21 protein-coding genes are annotated in these 19555 nt (G+C 61.1%); 9 read left to right on the top strand and 12 right to left on the bottom strand.

All coding sequences use genetic code 11. The features are described 5' to 3' along the window. Positions 1-8: 8 nt before the first annotated feature. Entirely contained in the window at positions 9-1052 is a 1044-nt protein-coding gene (gene zapE / locus JOD50_RS07895) for a cell division protein ZapE (RefSeq protein ID WP_204881085.1), read from the bottom strand. A gap of 294 nt (positions 1053-1346) precedes the next feature. On the opposite strand from zapE, the gene JOD50_RS07890 reads away from it, so the two are divergent. Continuing rightward, positions 1347-2264 (top strand): sulfurtransferase, encoded by a 918-nt coding sequence (locus JOD50_RS07890; RefSeq protein WP_204881084.1) that lies wholly within the window; start codon positions 1347-1349, stop codon positions 2262-2264. Positions 2265-2276: 12 nt separating this feature from the next. Next, entirely contained in the window at positions 2277-2711 is a 435-nt protein-coding gene (locus JOD50_RS07885) for a SufE family protein (protein ID WP_204881083.1), read from the top strand. Between the two features lie 107 nt (positions 2712-2818). Here JOD50_RS07885 and JOD50_RS07880 read toward each other — a convergent pair whose 3' ends face one another. Then, the gene (locus JOD50_RS07880) at positions 2819-3982 is read right to left on the bottom strand and encodes an alpha/beta hydrolase family protein (protein WP_204881082.1); all 1164 of its coding nucleotides are present in this window, start codon (positions 3980-3982) and stop codon (positions 2819-2821) included. Positions 3983-4107: 125 nt separating this feature from the next. Between JOD50_RS07880 and msrB the strand changes: the two genes are divergently transcribed. From msrB to JOD50_RS07855, 5 genes are all read left to right on the top strand, one after another. Then, the gene (gene msrB, locus JOD50_RS07875) at positions 4108-4521 is read left to right on the top strand and encodes a peptide-methionine (R)-S-oxide reductase MsrB (protein ID WP_204881081.1); all 414 of its coding nucleotides are present in this window, start codon (positions 4108-4110) and stop codon (positions 4519-4521) included. A gap of 158 nt (positions 4522-4679) precedes the next feature. Then, on the top strand, positions 4680-5279 hold the full coding sequence (locus tag JOD50_RS07870) for a DUF3000 domain-containing protein (protein ID WP_420825531.1): 600 nt from the start codon (positions 4680-4682) through the stop codon (positions 5277-5279). Positions 5280-5359: 80 nt separating this feature from the next. After that, positions 5360-6628 (top strand): HRDC domain-containing protein, encoded by a 1269-nt coding sequence (locus JOD50_RS07865; RefSeq protein WP_204881080.1) that lies wholly within the window; start codon positions 5360-5362, stop codon positions 6626-6628. Positions 6629-6814: 186 nt separating this feature from the next. Continuing rightward, positions 6815-8926 (top strand): 3-hydroxyacyl-CoA dehydrogenase NAD-binding domain-containing protein, encoded by a 2112-nt coding sequence (locus JOD50_RS07860; RefSeq protein ID WP_239541812.1) that lies wholly within the window; start codon positions 6815-6817, stop codon positions 8924-8926. Positions 8927-8939: 13 nt separating this feature from the next. Further along, positions 8940-9431 (top strand): Rieske (2Fe-2S) protein, encoded by a 492-nt coding sequence (locus tag JOD50_RS07855; protein ID WP_204881079.1) that lies wholly within the window; start codon positions 8940-8942, stop codon positions 9429-9431. A gap of 73 nt (positions 9432-9504) precedes the next feature. Here JOD50_RS07855 and JOD50_RS07850 read toward each other — a convergent pair whose 3' ends face one another. Together JOD50_RS07850 and JOD50_RS07845 are read right to left on the bottom strand one after the other, a co-directional pair. Further along, positions 9505-10140 carry a response regulator gene (locus JOD50_RS07850; protein WP_204881078.1) on the bottom strand — a complete coding sequence of 212 codons (636 nt, stop codon included), beginning with the start codon at positions 10138-10140 and terminating at the stop codon, positions 9505-9507. Beyond that, positions 10137-11507: a sensor histidine kinase gene (locus JOD50_RS07845; protein ID WP_204881077.1), complete on the bottom strand. Its 1371-nt coding sequence runs from the start codon at positions 11505-11507 to the stop codon at positions 10137-10139. Before JOD50_RS07845 ends, JOD50_RS07850 begins: the two co-directional genes overlap by 4 nt. Before the next feature lie 116 nt (positions 11508-11623). Between JOD50_RS07845 and JOD50_RS07840 the strand changes: the two genes are divergently transcribed. Both JOD50_RS07840 and JOD50_RS07835 read left to right on the top strand, forming a co-directional pair. Further along, on the top strand, positions 11624-12721 hold the full coding sequence (locus tag JOD50_RS07840) for an ABC transporter permease (protein WP_204881076.1): 1098 nt from the start codon (positions 11624-11626) through the stop codon (positions 12719-12721). A 48-nt stretch (positions 12722-12769) separates the two neighbouring features. Continuing rightward, the gene (locus JOD50_RS07835; RefSeq protein ID WP_204881075.1) at positions 12770-13489 is read left to right on the top strand and encodes an ABC transporter ATP-binding protein; all 720 of its coding nucleotides are present in this window, start codon (positions 12770-12772) and stop codon (positions 13487-13489) included. An 82-nt stretch (positions 13490-13571) separates the two neighbouring features. Here JOD50_RS07835 and prfB read toward each other — a convergent pair whose 3' ends face one another. The 8 genes from prfB to JOD50_RS07795 all read right to left on the bottom strand — a co-directional run bounded on the left by prfB (position 13572) and on the right by JOD50_RS07795 (position 19379). Beyond that, a complete protein-coding gene (prfB, locus tag JOD50_RS07830) occupies positions 13572-14690 on the bottom strand; it encodes a peptide chain release factor 2 (protein ID WP_204881074.1) in 1119 nt (372 codons plus the stop codon). 47 nt (positions 14691-14737) lie between these two features. Then, entirely contained in the window at positions 14738-15181 is a 444-nt protein-coding gene (locus JOD50_RS07825; RefSeq protein ID WP_204881073.1) for a hypothetical protein, read from the bottom strand. Further along, a complete protein-coding gene (locus tag JOD50_RS07820) occupies positions 15178-15669 on the bottom strand; it encodes a hypothetical protein (RefSeq protein WP_204881072.1) in 492 nt (163 codons plus the stop codon). Before JOD50_RS07820 ends, JOD50_RS07825 begins: the two co-directional genes overlap by 4 nt. Then, positions 15669-16061: a TadE/TadG family type IV pilus assembly protein gene (locus JOD50_RS07815; protein ID WP_275587685.1), complete on the bottom strand. Its 393-nt coding sequence runs from the start codon at positions 16059-16061 to the stop codon at positions 15669-15671. The genes JOD50_RS07820 and JOD50_RS07815 overlap by 1 nt, the downstream gene beginning before the upstream one ends. Continuing rightward, positions 16061-16252 (bottom strand): hypothetical protein, encoded by a 192-nt coding sequence (locus tag JOD50_RS07810; RefSeq protein ID WP_233430878.1) that lies wholly within the window; start codon positions 16250-16252, stop codon positions 16061-16063. Before JOD50_RS07810 ends, JOD50_RS07815 begins: the two co-directional genes overlap by 1 nt. A 111-nt stretch (positions 16253-16363) precedes the next feature. Continuing rightward, positions 16364-17302 (bottom strand): type II secretion system F family protein, encoded by a 939-nt coding sequence (locus JOD50_RS07805; RefSeq protein ID WP_204881070.1) that lies wholly within the window; start codon positions 17300-17302, stop codon positions 16364-16366. Continuing rightward, positions 17299-18153, bottom strand: coding sequence for a type II secretion system F family protein (locus JOD50_RS07800; RefSeq protein ID WP_204881069.1), 855 nt, complete (start codon positions 18151-18153; stop codon positions 17299-17301). The genes JOD50_RS07805 and JOD50_RS07800 overlap by 4 nt, the downstream gene beginning before the upstream one ends. Beyond that, positions 18150-19379: a TadA family conjugal transfer-associated ATPase gene (locus JOD50_RS07795; protein ID WP_204881068.1), complete on the bottom strand. Its 1230-nt coding sequence runs from the start codon at positions 19377-19379 to the stop codon at positions 18150-18152. Before JOD50_RS07795 ends, JOD50_RS07800 begins: the two co-directional genes overlap by 4 nt. Positions 19380-19555: the final 176 nt, after the last annotated feature.

The raw sequence follows: 19555 nt of genomic DNA, 5'->3' as shown, positions 1-19555 counted from the left end.
AGTGTCGATTAGGATGCGGCGCCCTGGCCTTCGCGGACCAGCGCGGTCAAACGAGACACAGCGCGGAAGTATTTCTTCATGTAGCCGCCGGCCATCATTTCTTCGGTGAAGAGGTGGTCGAAGGACTCGCCGGAAGCGACGATTGGCACGTCCTTGTCGTAGAGGCGGTCAGCGAAAACCACAAACCGCAACGCGATGGCCTGGTTAGTGATGGTCTCGACGTTATGCAGGACCAGCACATCGGTATCGCTCAGAAGCTTGCGGTAACGCGACGGGTGAACCTTAGACAAGTGATCCACGAGCTGCGGGAAGTCATCCTCAGCGATGTGAGCATCCGGGTAACGTTCCTCAGCAAACGACAACAGCTCACCGTCAGCCATCGGCTCAGGAGCGTCAGGGAGACCACGGTGACGGTAATCCTCACCGTCCACGCGGATGATCTCGAACTGATCCGCCAAAACCTGGATCTCACGCTGGAAGTCCTGGGCTGCGAATCGGCCCTCCCCCAACGCACCAGGCAAAGTGTTCGATGTCGCCGCCAGCTTGACCCCGGCGTCGGCCAGTTCGCGCATCAAGCGGGACATCAAGACAGTGTCGCCCGGGTCGTCGAGCTCGAACTCGTCGATGCACACGAGGTTGTAGGTCTTGAGGATCTCAACCGCGCGCGGGAACGTGAGGGCACCCACGAGGTTCGTGTACTCAACAAACGTGCCGAATGCGCGCTTGCCTTCCGTCGCGTGCCACAGCGACGCCAAAAGGTGGGTCTTACCGACACCGAAGCCGCCGTCGAGATAAATACCCGCCGGTCCCTTCGCCTTTTTCTTCTTGCCGAACAACTTCATGAGGCCTTTAGATGGCGAAGCATCCGCGTTGACGGCCTCGGCGAACTCCTGCAAACGCTTCACCGCAGCGGCCTGGCTCGGCTGAGAAGGGTCCGGGATGTATGTGTCGAAAGACACCTCACCAAACCGGTACGACGGGTGCATACCGTCAAGGAGCGCCTCTGCGGCGACGTTGGGAGTAATGTCGGTCAACTTGTGAATGGTTGCCACGTAGATGCTTTCCCTCAGATAGCGGTGTCTCAATTGCAGACTCAGCGTGCACCTCGCGGCGCACAATCGACGATGTCTCTGCCTGCGATCTTACGCAATCTTGTGAATGTTTCCTTTTGTGTGTGCTACTTCTGTCCGGCGTTTTGTTTGTCATTAGGCTGGGAGGGAATCATTACGCCCGCTCTGTTGTTGTTCTGAGTGGGTGCAGGTTGTTCTGAATAGGTGCATTTCCCGGCTGGCATGATGCCGGCTTCGGGTCCGGACGTGAACAGACTTTAAGGAGATCGTTCAGTTATGTCAGAGGTTTTGACGGAGGAAGCTCGTCATGCGCAATATGCGCACCCGGAGAAACTGGTGACCACCCAGTGGGTTGAGGATCACCTGAACGAGCCCGGCATCGTGATCGTCGAGTCCGATGAGGATGTTCTTTTGTATGAGACCGGCCATATCGAGGGCGCGGTCAAGTTGGATTGGCACACAGAACTCAACGATGCGGTGACCCGTGATTACGTCGACGGCGAGGGTCTGGCTGCCCTGTTGAGTCGCAAGGGCATCAGCCGCGATGACACGATCGTGGTCTACGGCGATAAGTCGAACTGGTGGGCGGCTTATGCACTGTGGGTCTTGGAACTGTTCGGTCACCCGGATGTTCGCTTGATGGATGGTGGTCGCGATAAGTGGATCGCTGAGGGCCGTGCCCTGACCCGCGAGGTTCCACAGCGTGCGGCGACGGACTACCCGGTGGTTGAGCGCGACGATTCGACGTTGCGTGTCTTCTTGCCTGAGGTTCTTTCGTTGCTGGGCACCACGCCGCTGATCGATGTCCGTTCCCCGCAGGAGTACACGGGCGAGCGCACGCACATGCCGGACTACCCGGAGGAAGGTGCGTTGCGTGGCGGCCACATTCCGACGGCGGCCTCGATTCCGTGGTCAAGTGCCGTTGGTGAGGGCTCGGTGATCAAGCCGCGCGCTGAGCTCGAGGCTCTGTACATGGACAAGGCTGGTTTGAAATCCGGCGATGATGTGATTGCTTATTGCCGCATCGGTGAGCGCTCCGCGTTGACGTGGTTCATTTTGAAGTATGCGCTTGGTTTTGAGAACGTCCGTAACTATGACGGCTCGTGGACTGAGTGGGGCAACGTTGTGGGTGTCCCTATCGTGTTGGGCGAGGAGCCTGGCACTGTTCCGGCTTCCGCGGCACGCAACGCTTAGGAGGTAGTTTCTATGGCTTTGCCAACTGCTTTGACGGAGATCGCCGAGGATTTTAACGCGTTACCTGAACCGCAGCGTCTTGAGCTGTTGCTTGAGTTTTCGGATAACCTTCCGGAGCTCCCGGAGCGTTATCAGGACGCCGAGCTTGAACAGGTGATTGAGTGCCAGTCGCCTGTGTTTTTGACGGTTGAGGTCGCCGACGACGCGGACCACACGGTAGGCGTGTTCATCACGGCACCGCCGGAGGCTCCAACGACGCGCGGTTTCGCTGGCGTCTTGGTTGAGGGGTTGCATGGCCTGCCTGCCGAGGAGGTCCTGGAGACCCCGGATGACTACCCCTCAACCATTGGTTTGGCGCGCGCGGTTTCGCCGTTGCGTTTGCGCGGCATGACGGCCATGCTGGGTCGAATCAAGAACCGTGTACGTAAGGAACTCGCTGACGCCTAATCCGGTTCGAGTACTAGCCCCGCTCCGGCACGTTTAGAGCTTTAAAGACGCGCCCGCCCCTTTGTCAGGGCGGGCGCGTCTTCGCGTGAGAGCAACAAGGTTTTCTGTCATATCTTCAAGGTTGCACGCATCCAGCCCTTGAGAGTTGTTTCCCACTTCTGCGGGTCGACGTTCCACTCACGTACGTGCCCTGCGCGCGTGAACGGCACGAGGGTCACGTAGCGCGGATTCTTTTTCGCTAGCCGTTCGGAGGAGATGAAAGGCACGAAGCCGTCGTCACGCGAATGCTGAATCAGCACTGGAGTCTCGATGTTGCCGGCACGTTCAACCCAGTTGAGCGCGTTGAGGTCGATGGGCGCGGTCAGCCCGGTGAGTTTCTTACCGATGGGCTGGCCGAGCATCCACCCGCCGATCCGCCCGGAGAGGTACGGGATGTTGTTAATTTTCGCTTGGTAGCGCAGGATTTCGAACCAGTCGACGGCGGGACCGGTGAGCGCGAGAGCACGGATGCGGTGGCGGAACCGCGATAGCTCGAGCGTCCGCAAAGCGATCGCACCACCCATCGACCAGCCCACGAGCACAACGTCGCGCGCGCCTTGGCTGAGCGCATACCCAATGGCAGCGTCCACATCGTGCCACTCTGTTGCACCGAGCCCGTACCGGCCGTTGTTGACTTCGGGGCCTTCGCCGTCGTTGCGGTAGCTCATCGACAGCACGGTGAGCCCGAGATCGCTGAGTGGTTTGAGTCCGCGCAGGGTTTCGAGGCGTGTTGCTCCGCGGCCGTGAATCAGGATCGCCCAGGTGTCTGCGTGTTGATCGCCCTCGACAAGCCATGCAGGTGCTGGCCCGGCTGTGAGCGGTACGTGGACGTCAGTTGCGAGGACGCCGGCGTCGGTGGGGTCGATGAAGTAGTTGCCGCCGATACTTCCGTGGGTTGCGTGGGCGAGGTCGCCACGGTCGATGCTGATGATGCGGCGGCGCACGTGCGTTCCAGATGATGTGGAGATGATGTCGCCGATTTTCGCGTGCCCGGACTGATTGTTGAACCACAGCGAGTAGCACCCGGGTGCGGTGGCTTGAGGGTCACGCGTTTGCAGATCGACGTAGCCACCGATGTGGTCGCGGCCAACGCCGAGGATCTTCACCTCGTCGGCGTTGTTGCGTGACGGAGTGACGACGGCGCGAGCGAACAGCGAAGCGAGTCCAGTGATGACGCCTGTGCCGATGATTCCCGCGCCGAGCCCCACAGCGGCCCACGATGATGGGCTCATACGTGAGCCAGTGCACGGTGACTTCTTCGCTCCGGATCCCATGTCCCCCATCATCTCACTTACATCCGTCGCTGCCAGAGGTAATGTCTCGCTAGTTCTGTGCATGCCCCTCCTAGACTGGATACATGCATTCTCCTGTTGAAGATCCGCTGGGCCGCGGTGACGCCGCGTGGCGTGAGCAGTTGAGCCCTGAAGAGTATGCCGTGTTGCGTCAGGCCGGCACGGAGCGTCCGGGCACGGGCGCTTACACGAATGACACGACCGATGCGGTGTATGCGTGCCGTGCCTGCGGTGCGGAGCTGTTTTCTTCGGACACGAAGTTTGATGCCCGCTGCGGCTGGCCCGCGTTTTATGCGCCGGAGAATTCCGATGCGATCCGTTACTTGGTCGACAACTCGTTGGGTATGCGCCGTGTTGAGGTGCGTTGCGCGAACTGTGATTCGCACCTGGGGCACGTTTTTGAAGGCGAGGGGTTCGACACTCCAACGGATCAGCGTTATTGCATCAATTCGATCTGCTTGGTTCAAAAGCCCGTTTAGGTCCAGTTCAATACCCTCGCGCTGCGTAGGCGTTGTGTAGGTGTCGAGAAGTCGCTAGATCGGCGCCGGCCTATCTCCCACCGCCTGTTGGCGAGCCTCTGCCCTGCGTTACCGGCGTGCCGTCACCAAAAGGTTTTCGTGTTTCATAAGCTAGCTGTGTGAGTTTTAGCGCAGAGACAGCACGGTTGGGTTCAGCCGGCGTCCCGCACGAATTTTCGTTGGTGCTGGACGGTCTGAAGCGCGCCTTGGTGCGTCCTGAGATGACGCTTGAGGAGATCCCTGCCCCTAAGCGCTTGGCTCCATACGCCGTCGCGTTAAAGGCGAATGTCGCGGACCCCCACGGGGATGATGAGCTCGCGACGGGTCGATTCATTTTGCTGTTCGATCCACAAGGTAATCCCGTGTGGGATGGAACGATGCGGATCGTGACCTACATCCGCGCCGAGGTGGACGGCGAGATGGGTAACGATCAGCTCGCCGCATCGGTTGCGTGGACGTGGCTGGTGGAAGCGCTTGAGGAACACGGTGCACCTTATCGCCGGGCCGGCGGCACAGCCACGCGTGCGTTGAGCGAGAACTTCGGCGACCTCGCGCAACAGCCTGAACGCGTCGACATCGAGCTTCGAGCCTCGTGGACACCTGAGGATTACAACGTCCAAAACCAGCTCGAAGCGTGGTGCGACATGGTGTGCTCCTTCGCGGGCCTGCCTCCTATGGAAGACGGCGTCACACCGATGCCCAACGTCCGGCTCACCTAGGTGCCAAGCATGCTGAGCTGGCTTCCACATCGGGCGTTGCCCCTTGAGCGTGGCTACTCCTTAGTATGATCAGAAGAACCATGAAGCTTGATCCACCGCCGGCAGCCCTTCTCGCCTCTGGCCAGTTCCCGGAGCGCGAGCCTTCAGACCTCCCCCTTCTTGACTCCCCCGCCGAGGGGATCCCACCGGTGATTTCGACGCGGGCCGCACTCGATAACGCGGTCATTCAGTTGCGTGAAGGGCACGGCCCTGTAGCGGTCGATGCAGAGCGGGCTTCCGGTTTCCGTTACGGTCAGCGCGCGTTCTTGGTTCAGCTGCGCAGGGCTGGCGCTGGCACGTTCCTGATTGATCCTGAGGCGTTCGACGATCTTCTGGATGTGAACGAGGCGCTCGCGGATGCGGAATGGATTTTGCACGCGGCGCACCAGGATTTGCCGTGCTTGCGTGAGCTCGAGCTACAGCCGAACACGCTTTTCGACACCGAGCTCGCCGCCCGTCTAGCGGGTCTGCCACGCGTAGGTTTGGCGTACGTGACTGAGACGATGCTGGGCGTCCGTTTGGCGAAAGAGCATTCGGCTGCCGATTGGTCGATGCGGCCGTTGCCGGAGGACTGGCTGAATTACGCCGCGCTCGATGTTGAGGTTTTGATCGAGTTGCGGAATCAGCTTGAGAAGCTTCTTCGGGGTCAGAAGAAGTGGGATTTAGCTCTTGAAGAGTTCGAGTATGAACGCCTCAAGCCTGGCCCGCAGCCGCGTAAGGATCCATGGCGGCGCACCCACGGCCTACACCAGTTGAAAGACAAGCACCAGATTCTGGCGGTCAAGGAGCTGTGGGAAGAGCGCGAGAAGGTCGCCCAAAACAAGGACCGCGCTCCGGGCCGTCTTTTGCCGGATTCGGCAATCATCGCCGCGGCTCGCGCGCTCCCGACGACGGTGCCGGCTCTGTTGCGCACGGATGGTTTCCGCGGCCGGTTGGCTAGCAAGGAGGCCCGCCGTTGGGTCACCGCGATTGCGCGGGCCCGGAACGCGACTCGTTTCCCTCCGAGGACGGCGCGCCGTTCAACGATGCCTCCCCCACGTTCGTGGAATGACCGGTTCCCTGAGGCTGCCGAGCGGTATCAGACTGCGCGGTGGCGCTTGGAGCGGGATGCCCAAGCTTTGGGTATGCCTTTGGAGAACCTTTTGGCTCCCGCTGTTTTGAAGGAAATCTCATGGGAGCCGCCTGAGGTGGTCACGCTGGATTCTGTTCAAGAGAAGCTGCGTGAGCTCGGAGCCCGCGAGTGGCAGATTCGCCGCACTGCCGCCGTGATTACCGTTGCGTTCCTTGAGCCAGAGCCGCTTAAGCACTGAGCCTGAGCCGCTCAAAGCTCAGCGCATGTGATTCACCTCACTACTTTGCGGTAACCTCCTGTTGAGAGGTTGTACCGCTTCCTAGGAGGAACTCACGTGACCGATTCACTTAACTCTGCCGGTAACCAGGCTTCATCCCACAGCTCCACATCAAATACCCACGACCGTTTCGCGCGCTTCGATAACTTGCGTTCCGCCGCCCCTTACGAGGTCGTGACCCAGGTTCACGTTGAGGACCACAAGATTGGCGGGCACACCATCGCGGTCATGACGATGGTTTCTGAGAAGGACGGGCATCCCGCAACCCTGGGGCCGGCTGGCCTCCTGAATTTCGGCCGTGCCGCAGAAGAACAGGTCAAGCGAGCTGAGGCTGGCGAGATCGACGCTATCGCCGTCACTGGTACGGGCCGCACCTTCGCTGCTGGAGCTGACCTCAGCACGATCCGCACCCTCACTGACCCTGAAGACGGTCGCTTGCTCGCGGAACTCGGCCATGTTGCCTATGACGTCATCGCCGACGCCGACGTCCCGAGCTTCGCGTTCATCAACGGCCAGTCGCTGGGCGGCGGCTTCGAGACCGCGCTCGCTTGCGACTACCGGACGGTCAACACCGGGGTGCGCGCACTCGGTCTGCCTGAGGCGGGTCTCGGCCTGATCCCTGGTTGGGGTGGCGTCTACCGCTTCCCTCGCTTGGTGGGCATCGAGAACGGGTTGAAAGTCATGCTTGAGAACCCTCTCAAGGGCAACCGCTTCCTGAACGGTAGCCAGTTGGCTGAGATGGGTGGCGCGAACATCGCTTTCGGGCCGGAGAGCTTCCTGCAGGATTCGCTCGAGTGGGCCGCCTCGGTCCTGGACGGCACGGCCCCTGAAGCGAGCCGCGAGCTCGAGGATCCGTCCGATCCTGAGGTTTCCGCCCGCTGGGATGCCGCGCTCAAGTACGCTCGTGGCCTGGTCCAGAAGGCAACCCACGCTGAAACCCGTCCGGCCCCTACCGCGCTCCTGGATACGTTGGATGCGAACCGTTCGATGACTCAGAAGGAATCGGGCGCGCTTGAGGTGGATAAGCTCGCGTATCTGATGTTCACGCCTGCGTTCCAAAACACGATCTACTCGTTCCTCGAGCTGTTCCAGGCTCGCGCTAAGCGTCCGGCAGGTGTGCCCGATGTTGAGCCTCAGAAGATCTCGAAGGTCGGCGTGGTCGGTGCGGGGCTCATGGCGGCTCAGCTTGCGCTCGTGTTCGCTCAGAAGCTTCAGGTGCCTGTTGTCATGACGGACATGGATGAGCAGCGTGCTCAGGCGGGCCTGGATCACGTTGCGGGCTACCTCGCTAAGAACGTTGAGCGTGGCCGCATGAAGGAAGAGGATGCTCGCGCGATCCAGGGCCTCATCACAGCTGGTACCGATAAGGGCGTTTACGCGGATGCTGATTTCGTGATCGAGGCCGTGTTCGAGGAGATCAGCGTCAAGCAGCAGGTATTCCGTGAGGTTGAGCAGATCGTTCGCCCGGATGCGATCCTCGCAACCAACACGTCTTCGCTTTCGGTCAAGGAGATGGCGGAGGTCCTCGAGCACTCTGAGCGCCTCGTCGGCTTCCACTTCTTCAACCCGGTAGCGCAGATGCCGCTGATCGAAATTGTGCGCGGTCCTGAGACCTCGGATCAGGTCCTGGCGACGGCCTTCGCCGCCGCGAAGAGCCTCGGCAAGACCGCCGTGCTGGTCAAGGATGCGCCGGCGTTCGTCGTCAATCGTTTGCTTTTGCTTCTGCTCGGTTTGGTCATGGATGCGTTCGATCAGGGCATGGATCCGCATGAGGCTGATTCCGCGCTGGACCCGCTCGGCCTTCCGATGTCCCCGTTCGATCTGCTTGCGATGGTGGGATTGCCTGTCGCTCAGCACGTCGCTGAGACGCTACACGGCAGCTTCCCGGAGCGTTTCCCGCTGTCGAAGAACCTGCAGACGCTCATCGATAACAAGGTCACCTCGATCTGGTCGAAGGATGAGAACGGCCGCACCTTCATTCCGGAAGAGCACCTTGCGTTGCTTGAACGCGGTGATGCCACGATCACCAAGGATGAGCTGCTCACCACGGTGCTCGATGCGCTGGCGACCGAGATCCGCATCATGCTCGATGAGGGAGTCGTCGCTGGCCCGCAGGATATCGACTTGTGCATGATCCTCGGCGCGGGTTGGCCGCAGCACCTAGGCGGTATCACGCCGTTCCTGGATCAGTCGGGCGCGAGCGAACGCACCAACGGCGCACCGTTCGGCGCGTGGAGCCTGCCGACCTCTTCGAGGTGAGACAATAGGCGGTATGGAGAACAAGATTTCGCGAGTCGAAGCCCCGGCAGCTGATGCTGCCTTGCCAGTTGAGCACGATGCGGCCCACCAGGGTTGCTGCACTTCCCGTCGCGCTGTTCTTGGCGGCGCGGTCCTGGGTGCTGCGGCGCTGGGTCTCGCGGCGTGTGGCGCGAGCGGCCCTGCCGAGATTCCGGAGGCCACGGGCAAACCTGAGCCTGTCTTGAAGACGAGCGACCTTGCAGTGGGCGGCCAAGCGAGCGCAACCGCAGGTAAGACCAAGCTTGTTCTTTTCCGTCCATCGGAGAATGAAGTTCTGGCTTTCTCGGCGGTCTGCACGCACGCGGGCTGCGAGGTGAGCCCAGGCTCGGAAAACCGCTTCCACTGCCCGTGCCACGAATCCTGGTTCAAAGCAGAGGACGGTAGCGTCATTTCTGGCCCAGCTAACGCCGCCCTGCCACGCTTCGCATGCGAGATCAAAGGCGAGGACATCGTCGTCTACCTCTAGCCGCTAAGAAGCCACTACAGTTCAGGCCCTGGGCAACACACGTTGCCCAGGGCCTTCTGTTACACGGCGGCCTCTAGAAAAGACCGCGGTCCCGTGCCTCCGCTACCGCCTGGGTGCGGGACGTAACCCCGAGCTTTTCGAACACGTGCACAAGGTGGGTCTTGACGGTCGCTTGGGAAACGAACAGCTTCTGCGCGATCTCGGCGTTCGTGAGCCCGTCCGAAACGCAGCGCAGAACTTCCAGCTCGCGCAACGTGAGGCTCGGAAGCGGAGAAACCAAGCGTTCCATGAGGCGGCTCGCGATCGCCGGGGCGAGCGCCGACTGCCCCGCGGCAGCCGCGCGCACCGCAGGCAAAAGCTCTTCAGGTGGCGCGTCCTTGAGCAGGTATCCGGAAGCCCCAGCTTCGACCGCCGCGAGGATGTCCGCGTCCGTGTCGTGATTCGTGAGCACCAGAACCGGCATCGTGAGCCCTGCGGAACGCAACCGTTGAATCGCAACCGCACCAGAGCCGTCGTGATCCAGGCGCAAATCCATCAACACCAGATCCGGCTGTTCACGTTCAACCTCGGCGACAGCACCGTCTTCGCTGCCGGCCTCCCCGACAACCGTGAGGTCCTCCTCCATCTCCAAAAGCGCGCGCAAACCAGCACGCACCACCGGATGATCATCCACCACTACGATGCGGATAGCCTCGCCAGCTCCACTCATGCTTCCTCCTCGCCCGCCGTGGTGTGCTGCCCGTCACCGTTTTCCAGCGGGATGCAAACCGAGATCCTCGTTCCCTGACCCGGCCGGGACTCAACAGCGAACTGGCCGCCCATCTGCTCAGCCCGCTCGCGCATCAACGCCAACCCGAAATGACCCCGGCCGCGCGAGCCTTCCGGAACGCTCCCCGGAACGAAACCAACGCCGTCGTCGCTGATCGTCAACGTGGCCGAATTCACATCGTGTTCAAGCGAAACCAGAACCCGGTGAGCCCGCGAATGCTGGCGTGCATTCCCGACCGCACCTTGTGCGATCCGCAACAACGCGGCCTGCTGGCTCATCGTCAACGGAGGGTCATCGCTCATAACCACCACGGCCGGGCCAGCGCCCACATCGGCAAGCCGTTCGAGCGCGCCCGTGAGCGTCTCATCAGACAAAGCCGCGGGCGCCATCCGCCGCAAGATCCCCCGCGTCTCCGACTGCGCATCCTCGGCAGCAGACCGCGCCATCACAATGTATTCCTTGGTCCTACGATGCGCATCATCAGTTGGCAGGCCACGCTCGGCCGCGTGCAGCAACATCTGGATCGAAGACAAAGACTGCGAAACGCCGTCGTGGATCTCTCCCGCCAAGCGAGCGCGTTCGGCTTGAACGCCGGCTTCCCGCTGGGTCACGGTCAGCTCGCGTTCCGTATCGAGCAGCCGCTGCAACAAGGATTCACGCACCGCGGCCTGATACGCAACCGCACGCAGAGCCCACCCGATCATGACGCTCACCGAAGCACCCAGCACCGGGCCAATCACGACCGCGAACGAAAACCCCAGGCGTTGGGAAATGAAGAGGATCGCGCACGCCGTCGCCGCCATGACCGCGATAGTTCCGAACTTCATCCCTAACAGGAACAGCAGCGCGAAAAAGAACGGGAACACCAGATACGCGGCTTCGAAGATCTGGCTCGCAGCAAGCATCCAAGCCGCAGCCATCCCGATGAGACCCAGCACAGTCGAGGTGGTGTTCTCGCGGATCTTTCCACGCTCAACCTGAACCGCACCACCTGCCCAGCCTGCAACAAACGCGGCCACACCCACGATCCCAAGCCATCCACGCACCTCTTGCCCCGGCACGCTGATGAGCTTCACACCGGCAGCAACAGCGATGCCAGCGCACACCAGCATCACCACATGCAAGCCCGCACGAAGCAGACGAAACGCAGGCGCCATCGCGGATACGACATGCTCCGGTTCCGGAGCAGACCGGGCAACAGACGGCGTGGACTCAACCATATAAACGAGAATACTGCGTCCAACAGTCCTCAGTCGCCGCAACGCATCAACCGAAAGATTGATCCCGCGCCTCAACCATGTCGACATTCAAGATCAGTCTTGCGCCGGATCCGTTGAAGCCCCGAACTCGATGGAATAGAAGCAACGAACAACGCAGCGGCAATGCCGAGCTGCGAAGAGACGGTACAGAAAACGAGGTTGACATGTTTCTCGGTTGGCGCGACGTACTCCACGCGAAAGGACGCTTCGCGATCATCACCGTTGTCGTGATGCTCATGACCCTGCTGGTGGGCTTCCTCACCGGGTTGACCGGGGGCCTCGCCGGCGCCAACGTCGACACCGTCCGTTCCTGGAAGGCCGACCGGCTCGTGATGTCCGCGCCGAACGGAAGCCAGGATGCGAGCATGTCCACCTCTTCCGTGACCCCAGATGCTCAACAGCGGTGGGAAGATCACGCCGGCCGCAGCAACGTGACCGCCGTTGGCGTCACCCAAATCGCCGCGGCTCACGACGATGTCACGACCGGCGTTGCCCTCGTGGCCCATGGACCGGGCGCTGACCTCGGCGCCGGTACCGGACCGGGCCAAGCCGACGACGCCGTCGCCCCTTCCGGCAGTAACGTCACCTTGAGCGAAGATGCGGCAGAAGAACTCGGCGTAGAAGCCGGAGCCACAATCACCATCGCAGGTCACGAGTTCACTGTCGCCGATGTCACCGGAAGCGGGCACTACTCGCACGTGCCAGTCATCGGCATGTCGTGGAGCGCGTGGCAAGAGCTGTCCGAGCGCACCGGCGGAACCGGCCATCCTAACGCCCTGCTGGTCCACGCCGAGATCTCCGACGACGAAGCCGCAAACATCAACACGGTCGCCAACACGGTGTCTCCTGCCGGTTTCGAGCAGCTTTTGGCGGTGGGGTCTTTCCGCTCGGAGGTGGGCTCCCTCGGGATGATGATCGGGATGCTCATGGCGATCTCCGCGCTCGTTGTCGGCGCGTTCTTCACCGTGTGGACTTTGCAAAGAACCCGCGACATCGCCGTGATGCGGGCCCTCGGCTCCCCCGTGAGCGCACTGCTGCGTGACGCGATCGGGCAGTCGCTGCTCGTTTTGGCCGTAGGCGTCGGCGCGGGCATCGGAATCATCATGCTCGTTGGCCCGGCGATCTCCTCAAGCGTTCCGTTCGTGAGCAACTGGCTCACAACGCTCGCACCGGGCCTCCTCATGACCCTCCTGGGACTCATCGGCGCAGCGTTCGCGCTGCGTTCCGTGACCAAAGCCGACCCGATGCAGGCTCTGAACTAAACCCGCTCACCCACCACCATCTCGTCCCCGCCCGTTGAAAGGACCACCATGCTTTCCCTGACGAATCTGAACCTCACCTACCCAGACGGCAACGACACCGTGACCGCGCTCGATGATGTGACGCTCACACCAGAGCCAGGCACCCTCGTCGGAATCACGGGGCCGTCGGGCTCGGGCAAGTCTTCGCTGCTCACGGTCGCGGCGACGCTGACCCAGCCGGATTCCGGGTCCGTCATGATCGATGGGATCGAAGCCAGCCGGCTCAAGCCAGCTGAGGCGGCGCGTTTGCGTCGCGAGAAGATCGGGATCGTGTTCCAGCAGTCCAACCTGCTGCCTTCGCTGACCGCCCACGAACAGATCCGTGCCGTGATTGAGCTTGCCGGGACGCGCTCACAGAAACGCGCGGCACGGGCCCGCGCAGGTGAGTTGCTTGAGGCGGTGGGTCTCAGTGCCCAAGCCAATCTGCGGCCAGCGCAGCTTTCCGGAGGTCAGCGTCAGCGAGTCAACATCGCTCGCGCGCTCGTAGCTAACCCATCGGTTTTGCTGGTGGATGAGCCGACCTCGGCGCTCGATTCACGCGCAGGCGCCACGATCATCGACCTCTTGATCCGCATGACCAAACAGCTCGACGTCACCACGCTCCTGGTGACCCACGACCTGCAGCATGCGCACCGCTTCGATGAAATGGTGACGTTGATCGATGGCCGCATCACCGACCACACCAAGGAAACCTCACGGATCACGGTCGGTCAGACGCGGGTGGCCTAACGCACGATGCGCCGGGCCGGTTTAGTCTGCGTCGTGTTTAGTCGTCGGCGTGTTTAGTCGGCGTGTTTAGTCGGCGTCGTGCTTAGTCTTCGTCTTGGTTACGTTGGCTTGCACGCCAGCGGATGCCGGCGTCGATAAAGCCGTCGATGTCGCCGTCCAACACCGAGCCGGTGTTGCCGACTTCGTGGTTGGTGCGCAGGTCCTTGACCATCTGGTACGGGTGCAGAACGTAGGAACGCATCTGGTCACCCCATGACGCCTTGACGTCGCCCGCGAGCGCCTTCTTCTCTGCAGCTTCCTGTTCCTGCTTGAGCAGCAGCAAGCGGGACTGCATGACGCGCAACGCCGCCGCACGGTTCTGGATCTGTGATTTTTCGTTCTGCATCGAGACCACGATGCCGGTTGGGATGTGGGTCATACGCACCGCGGAGTCAGTCGTGTTAACCGACTGGCCGCCTGGCCCCGAAGAGCGGAACACATCGATTTTGAGTTCGTTTTCAGGGATCTCGATGTGGTCTGTGGTTTCGATGAGCGGGATCACCTCGACAGCCGCGAACGAGGTCTGGCGGCGGCCCTGGTTATCGAACGGCGAGATGCGCACGAGCCGGTGGGTTCCCGCTTCGACTGACAAGGTTCCGAATGCGTATGGTTCGTTGACTTCGAAAGTCGCGGATTTCAGGCCCGCTTCTTCGGCGTAGGACGTATCGGTGACCTTGGTCTTCCAGCCGCGGCGTTCCGCGTAGCGCAGGTACATACGCAACAGCATTTCCGCGAAATCTGCGGCGTCGACACCACCAGCGCCGGCTCGGATTGTGACGACGGCCTCGCGGGCGTCGTATTCACCGTTGAGCAGCGTCATGATCTCGAGCTCGGAAAGCTTTTCTTTGATCTTTGCGAGCTCAGAGTCGGCGTCTTCGAGTAGCTCTGGTTCGCCCTCTTCTTCCGCGAGTTCGATGAGCGTTTCGAAGTCATCGATGCGTGCGCTCATGCCGGTGATACGACCAAGTTCAGCCTGCTTATGGGACAACGCGGAGGTCACTTTCTGCGCCTCATCGGGGTTGTCCCACAGGTCTGGTGCGGCGGCTTCTTTTTCGAGCTGGTCGATCTCGGCTTGAAGCTGCTCAATGTCCGAAACCTCTTCGATCTCATGAAGAGTGTGTCGGAGGTCGCGGATCTCGGCGGCGTAATCAGTTGAAGACATAGTGATTTCAAGTCTACCCGTCGTGCGCCCGGGCGTGTCCGCATCCGCTATCGGACGTCCAGGCGGCTGAACGCGTGGGTGTGTACGTGTGCCGAACCGGGCAAGATACCGCCGATGATCGGGATCTGAGTTGTGGCTGACATGTTCACGTGAAGCGTGAGCGGTTCGCCCCTGAATTCGACGCTATCGATCCGCAGGTTTTCCAACTGCGCAGGCAAAGGTGTCTTCTTCAGTTGCCTTTCGATGTCGGCTCGCGCCGCGTTGACGTCCGGATGCCCGTTTTCTTGAACTGCTTTCGCTTGTGATTTGCTCAGCACCGCGGTGCTGGTCACCGAATCAGCGATCGAGGTCAACTTCCGCTGGGATATCGCCACATGGTTGAGCGCCGATGTCACAGCTATGACCGCGATAAGCAGGCCCATGAGCCCGGCGATCATCACCGCGATACGGCCTTCTTCTTGCTTACCTGCTTCCGTGTGGACGGAGCTCATTCTGTCTCCCCTACCAGCGTCGTGGTTTCTGCGTGTGTCTTGACGATCCCTTGCACGCCGTCAGGCACGAACGGTAACGGAACCCGTACTTCAACGTGGGCAGTAATGAGTGACCCGGGACCGGGGCATAGGCCGGAGCACTCAATGTTGAGGCTCGCGTTCTCTGGTGCGATCCCGTAGCCATTCATGACGTCTGCAATCGCATGTTCAGCCTTCTCCCGCGTGCCGGGTGCTCCAGTATCTGGCGCGGCATTGGAATTGCTGACGATGCGTGCCGCCTGATCCGCTGCCGCGACGGTGGCAAGGTTGCTGGCTTGCACCATCGATATCGCAAGCATGAGGTACATGAGCGGGATCGCGAGGAGCACGGACAGCCCGATGAACTCGATGATCGCGCTGCCTCTTTCAGGTTCAGTTGTGACGCGTGGCTTGAGCGTCTCGGGGGTTGCAGGCCCGCAAGATGTCGCCTGAATCTGAGTTGAGTGCATTAGTACGTCGCTTTAGTCACGACCGCGCTGGTCGAATATGTGAGCGGTGAAGGGAGGAAACCGAGGATCGGCACATTAACGGTCACCGTCACTTTGACGGCCGGGCCGTAGTCGCGCTTGATGAGATCGGCCCGCGCTTGTCCGGCGCCTTGGTTGAGCGAGGAATCCAGCAGTTCTTGAGCCCTCAGCGCTCCGGCGCTGGCCTCCTGATCCGGGAATGCTCCGTAGCGTGCACCGTGGGTTGCCGCGTCAGCTGCCATGTTGCGCCAATGCAGGAAAACAGCGAGCTGGATCAGGCTCATGAACAGCAGTGTGATCAAACCCATGATCATCGCTGTTTCGGCGACGGCAGAGCCTCGCTCCCGGTGCTCATCATGCGTACCGCCGGCCATTACATGCCGCCGACTTTACCGACCGCTTCGTTGAACATCTTGACCAATGCTGGGCCGGCAACCGCGTAAATTCCGGCAACCAGCAGAGCTGACATGAGCGTCACGAGAACCCAGCCCGGGACGTCGCCGCGTTCACGGTCTTCATCTGCGGCCGCACCGCCCGCTATGAGAGCCGAGAACTTCAAAAACATAGCCGTGATGGATGAACCTAGTCGGGTGCGGGTGAATCGATTGTTCATGATTGGTTCCTTTCGTGAATGGATTTCCAGGAGTGATGGCAAAAGTTTCAGGGAGTGTGGTTTCTAGACAGACATCGTGAGCAGGCTCAGACCCGGGAATACCGCGAAGACCACGGACAACGGAAGAACACCGAAAACCACTGGTAACAGCATCCCGAGCTCGCGTTTGCCTGCGGCTTCCATGAGGTCTCGCCGCGCTGATTCGCGAGCGTCTGCTGCTTGATCTCGCAGGACCGCTGCCAGCGGAGTGCCGCGTTCCGCGGCGACACTCACCGTGGAGGCACATCGTTGGATAGTGGGGCTTTCCAGCTCGTCCGCAAACTCAATCAGAGCTTCGCCAACGTTCCCGTTCGTCCGCACCTGGATCAGCATGTCGCGGATCCGCTCCCCTAGAACACCAGGGAACTGTTGCCCCACGCGGGCGATCGCTGAGCGCATTCCGTCACCCGCGGCCACGGCGAGCGCGACGAGTTCGATGTATTCCGGCCATTGCTCGATTGCCGTTTGGCGGCGTTGTTTGATCTTTCGGTTGACCCGGGCGTCGACGAGCCAGGTTCCAGCTACGGCGCTCGCGATGACCGCGATAGTGGCAGCGACGGGTTGGATGTTCTGCCGTGTGCTGAGCGCGATGAAGATCGTTCCTGCGGCCCCTGCTGTGACGATGGATGCAACGAGCCGGTGTTGCTTGTGTTCGGCCACGCTGGTTTCTAGCCCTGCGGCCGCTAGCATTGCTGCGATCTTCTTCTCTCGCATCGCGATGTGGGGGCTTGAGGCACGCGTGTTAGTGGTTGAATAGCGCGCTGCTCGCACGGCTTTTGGGGAGAGATAACGTAACGGGTTGAGGGTTCGCCATCTCCACGGCTGGGGTGTGCGGGCACCGAATTGTGCAGCAATTCTGTCGCCGATGGGCAGGCTTCTTCCTCGGAGCACAAAGTCGATAATCAATGCGATCCCTGCGAGCCCTACGAGTGTCAGGAGTGCGCTGGCTACGTAGATGTTCATGTGACCACCCGCTGTGGTTCAGGTAGCCGGGCGATGCGCATCATGATCCGGTAGCTCACGACCGCTACGAACGCTCCGCCAAGCAGAACCATGAGCCCCGTTGGGGTTGAATACGCCTGGGCGATGCGCGGTTCTAGGCACAGAACGAGCAGGATGGCCCACGGCGCTGTGATCGCAAGCCGGGCCGCGTTGACTGTCCAGGACTGGCGGGCTTCGAGCTCTCCCCTGGTTCGGGCGTCGGTTCGGAGGAATCCGGAGAGCGTGCTGAGCATGATGCTGACGTCGGCGCCGCCGACTTCGCGCGTGAGTTTGACTGCGGCGACGATGCGGTCAGCCACGGGGTCCGCGAGTCGATGCGCCAACCTGTCGAGGGTCGCGTCCATGTTGGCGGTGACTTTGAGGTCTGCCGCATAGGCTCTGAACGCTGGCTGGAGTTCTTGAGGGCCTTCGTAACTCAGTTGTGCGAGCGCTTCGTTGAGCGGCAGTCCGGCGCGTACGGCTGAGCGGAGGTGGTCCACGACGTCGGGCCACATTTGCCGCAGTGCTTTGGTGCGTTGGTCTGCTTTGTGCCGGAGCCACCACGCCGGCAGGACTGCGGTAATGCCACACAAAACAAGCGACACCGTAAGGGTTGATGTTGCGAGGAAATAGATCCCCGTAGCAACTGCGACGATCCCGCCGCTGATGAGGAGGAACGTCACGGTTGTGACGTGTTGTAGGCCGGCTTGGTCCATAGTGCGTCGCAACCTGGTGTCCGCTGTGAGGGAGCGTGCGCGTCGCCGGGTTTCGAAACCTGATTGCCAGATCAGAAGCAGACCCAGCCCCAGCGTCAGCCCTAGGATTGCGCTCATGTGCGTTCCACCAAGAAACTGCGCGGGTCGATGCCGCGAGCAGCGAAACGGACGTGTGCGGGGTCGGCGTCCTGGTTGGGACGCAGTTCACCGTCGGCACGTTTGAAAATTGTTGATGTTTCGATGACCCCTTCCCCGTCGGACCCTTTGAGCATCACAATTTCGTCAACACCGCGCTCGCCGCTTGGGGTTCGGTAGCAGTGAACCACCACGTGCATCGTCGAAGCCACGGTTGGCACTACGAACTCTTGCGATATGTTCGCGCCGGCCAACAAGGGCAGCGAGCACAGTTTGCTGATCGCTTCTCGCGCGGAGTTCGCGTGGATCGTCGCCATCCCCGGCAACCCGGCGTTGAGCGCTAGGAGCAGATCGAAACTTTCCGCTTCCCTGACCTCGCCGACCATGATCCGGTCTGGCCGCATCCGGAGCGCTTCTTTCACTAGCCTGCGCAACGTGATCTCACCCATGCCGTCCAAGTTCGCTGGCCGGCACTGCATCCCCACGACATCCCGCAGCGGAACCTTAAGCTCAAACACCTCTTCGACGGTGATGACACGTTCCCGCGCCCCGATCGAGGCGGAAAGCGCGTTGAGCATCGTGGTTTTGCCCGCTCCTGTAGCCCCTGAAACCACGATGTTGAGGCCGGCTTCAACGCACGCGTCAAGGAACGCTGCAGCGCTGTTACTGAGCGAACCGAGGCGAACGAGGTCGCTGAGTCGGTGGGCTTGGGCAACGAACTTACGGATGTTGATCATCCACACCGACCGTGTGATGTCAGGGATCGCTACGTGAAGCCTCGAACCATCGGGCAGGGCGGCATCCACAAATGGTGACGACAAATCGACGCGCCGATTCGTTCCGGCGAGCATGCGGTCAACCAGAGAACGCAACTCTTCCTGGGTCATCTTGATCGGCGTGAGTGATGCGACCCCTGCCCTCGCGACGAAGATCTTGTCCGGACCGTTGAGCCAGATCTCTTCGACTTCAGGGTCCTCCATGAGGGCCTGCAACGGACCAAGGCCAATGAGCGAATCAACAATCGTGCGTTCAACGTCATCGCGTTGCCGCAGCGGGGTGAGGGATTCCGTGAGCGAACGCAGATCGTATTCTTCGAGAGCCTGCGCGACGAGTGCACGCACCTGCGTAGGTGCCGTGACGGGGTCCAGGCCATCGCGACGCATTCGTTGTCGAACGTCGTGTTCGATCATGGTTGCGATGTCGCTCATACCCACCTCCTGACGCACTTTCCATGGACGTGCGAACGTCACTGGAATGACTTTGCTTTGCGGTACCGACGATAAAAGCACTTAGCGAACGCCCGCAAGCATCAAACAGCACGATGTGGATAACGAAGGTTATCCACATAACACCTATTCACAGCGCATCCACAGCAGGTTCTTCA

It is taken from the genome of Pseudoglutamicibacter cumminsii (assembly GCF_016907775.1).
Classification (GTDB): domain Bacteria; phylum Actinomycetota; class Actinomycetes; order Actinomycetales; family Micrococcaceae; genus Pseudoglutamicibacter; species Pseudoglutamicibacter cumminsii.
This window is presented reverse-complemented; position numbering and strand designations above follow the sequence as displayed.

What these genes read in the sequence shown, in the direction of transcription:
- msrB (WP_204881081.1), top strand. Translation starts at nt 4,108, where the DNA reads ATGCATTCTCCTGTTGAAGATCCGCTGGGCCGCGGTGACGCCGCGTGG.
- JOD50_RS07800 (WP_204881069.1), bottom strand. Translation starts at nt 18,153, where the DNA reads ATGAGCGCAATCCTAGGGCTGACGCTGGGGCTGGGTCTGCTTCTGATC.
- JOD50_RS07855 (WP_204881079.1), top strand. Translation starts at nt 8,940, where the DNA reads ATGGAGAACAAGATTTCGCGAGTCGAAGCCCCGGCAGCTGATGCTGCC.
- JOD50_RS07840 (WP_204881076.1), top strand. Translation starts at nt 11,624, where the DNA reads ATGTTTCTCGGTTGGCGCGACGTACTCCACGCGAAAGGACGCTTCGCG.
- prfB (WP_204881074.1), bottom strand. Translation starts at nt 14,690, where the DNA reads ATGTCTTCAACTGATTACGCCGCCGAGATCCGCGACCTCCGACACACT.
- JOD50_RS07865 (WP_204881080.1), top strand. Translation starts at nt 5,360, where the DNA reads ATGAAGCTTGATCCACCGCCGGCAGCCCTTCTCGCCTCTGGCCAGTTC.
- JOD50_RS07815 (WP_275587685.1), bottom strand. Translation starts at nt 16,061, where the DNA reads ATGGCCGGCGGTACGCATGATGAGCACCGGGAGCGAGGCTCTGCCGTC.
- JOD50_RS07825 (WP_204881073.1), bottom strand. Translation starts at nt 15,181, where the DNA reads ATGAGCTCCGTCCACACGGAAGCAGGTAAGCAAGAAGAAGGCCGTATC.
- JOD50_RS07820 (WP_204881072.1), bottom strand. Translation starts at nt 15,669, where the DNA reads ATGCACTCAACTCAGATTCAGGCGACATCTTGCGGGCCTGCAACCCCC.
- JOD50_RS07835 (WP_204881075.1), top strand. Translation starts at nt 12,770, where the DNA reads ATGCTTTCCCTGACGAATCTGAACCTCACCTACCCAGACGGCAACGAC.
- JOD50_RS07850 (WP_204881078.1), bottom strand. Translation starts at nt 10,140, where the DNA reads ATGAGTGGAGCTGGCGAGGCTATCCGCATCGTAGTGGTGGATGATCAT.
- JOD50_RS07880 (WP_204881082.1), bottom strand. Translation starts at nt 3,982, where the DNA reads ATGAGCCCATCATCGTGGGCCGCTGTGGGGCTCGGCGCGGGAATCATC.
- JOD50_RS07885 (WP_204881083.1), top strand. Translation starts at nt 2,277, where the DNA reads ATGGCTTTGCCAACTGCTTTGACGGAGATCGCCGAGGATTTTAACGCG.
- JOD50_RS07805 (WP_204881070.1), bottom strand. Translation starts at nt 17,302, where the DNA reads ATGAACATCTACGTAGCCAGCGCACTCCTGACACTCGTAGGGCTCGCA.
- JOD50_RS07845 (WP_204881077.1), bottom strand. Translation starts at nt 11,507, where the DNA reads ATGTCGACATGGTTGAGGCGCGGGATCAATCTTTCGGTTGATGCGTTG.
- JOD50_RS07890 (WP_204881084.1), top strand. Translation starts at nt 1,347, where the DNA reads ATGTCAGAGGTTTTGACGGAGGAAGCTCGTCATGCGCAATATGCGCAC.
- JOD50_RS07810 (WP_233430878.1), bottom strand. Translation starts at nt 16,252, where the DNA reads ATGTTTTTGAAGTTCTCGGCTCTCATAGCGGGCGGTGCGGCCGCAGAT.
- JOD50_RS07795 (WP_204881068.1), bottom strand. Translation starts at nt 19,379, where the DNA reads ATGAGCGACATCGCAACCATGATCGAACACGACGTTCGACAACGAATG.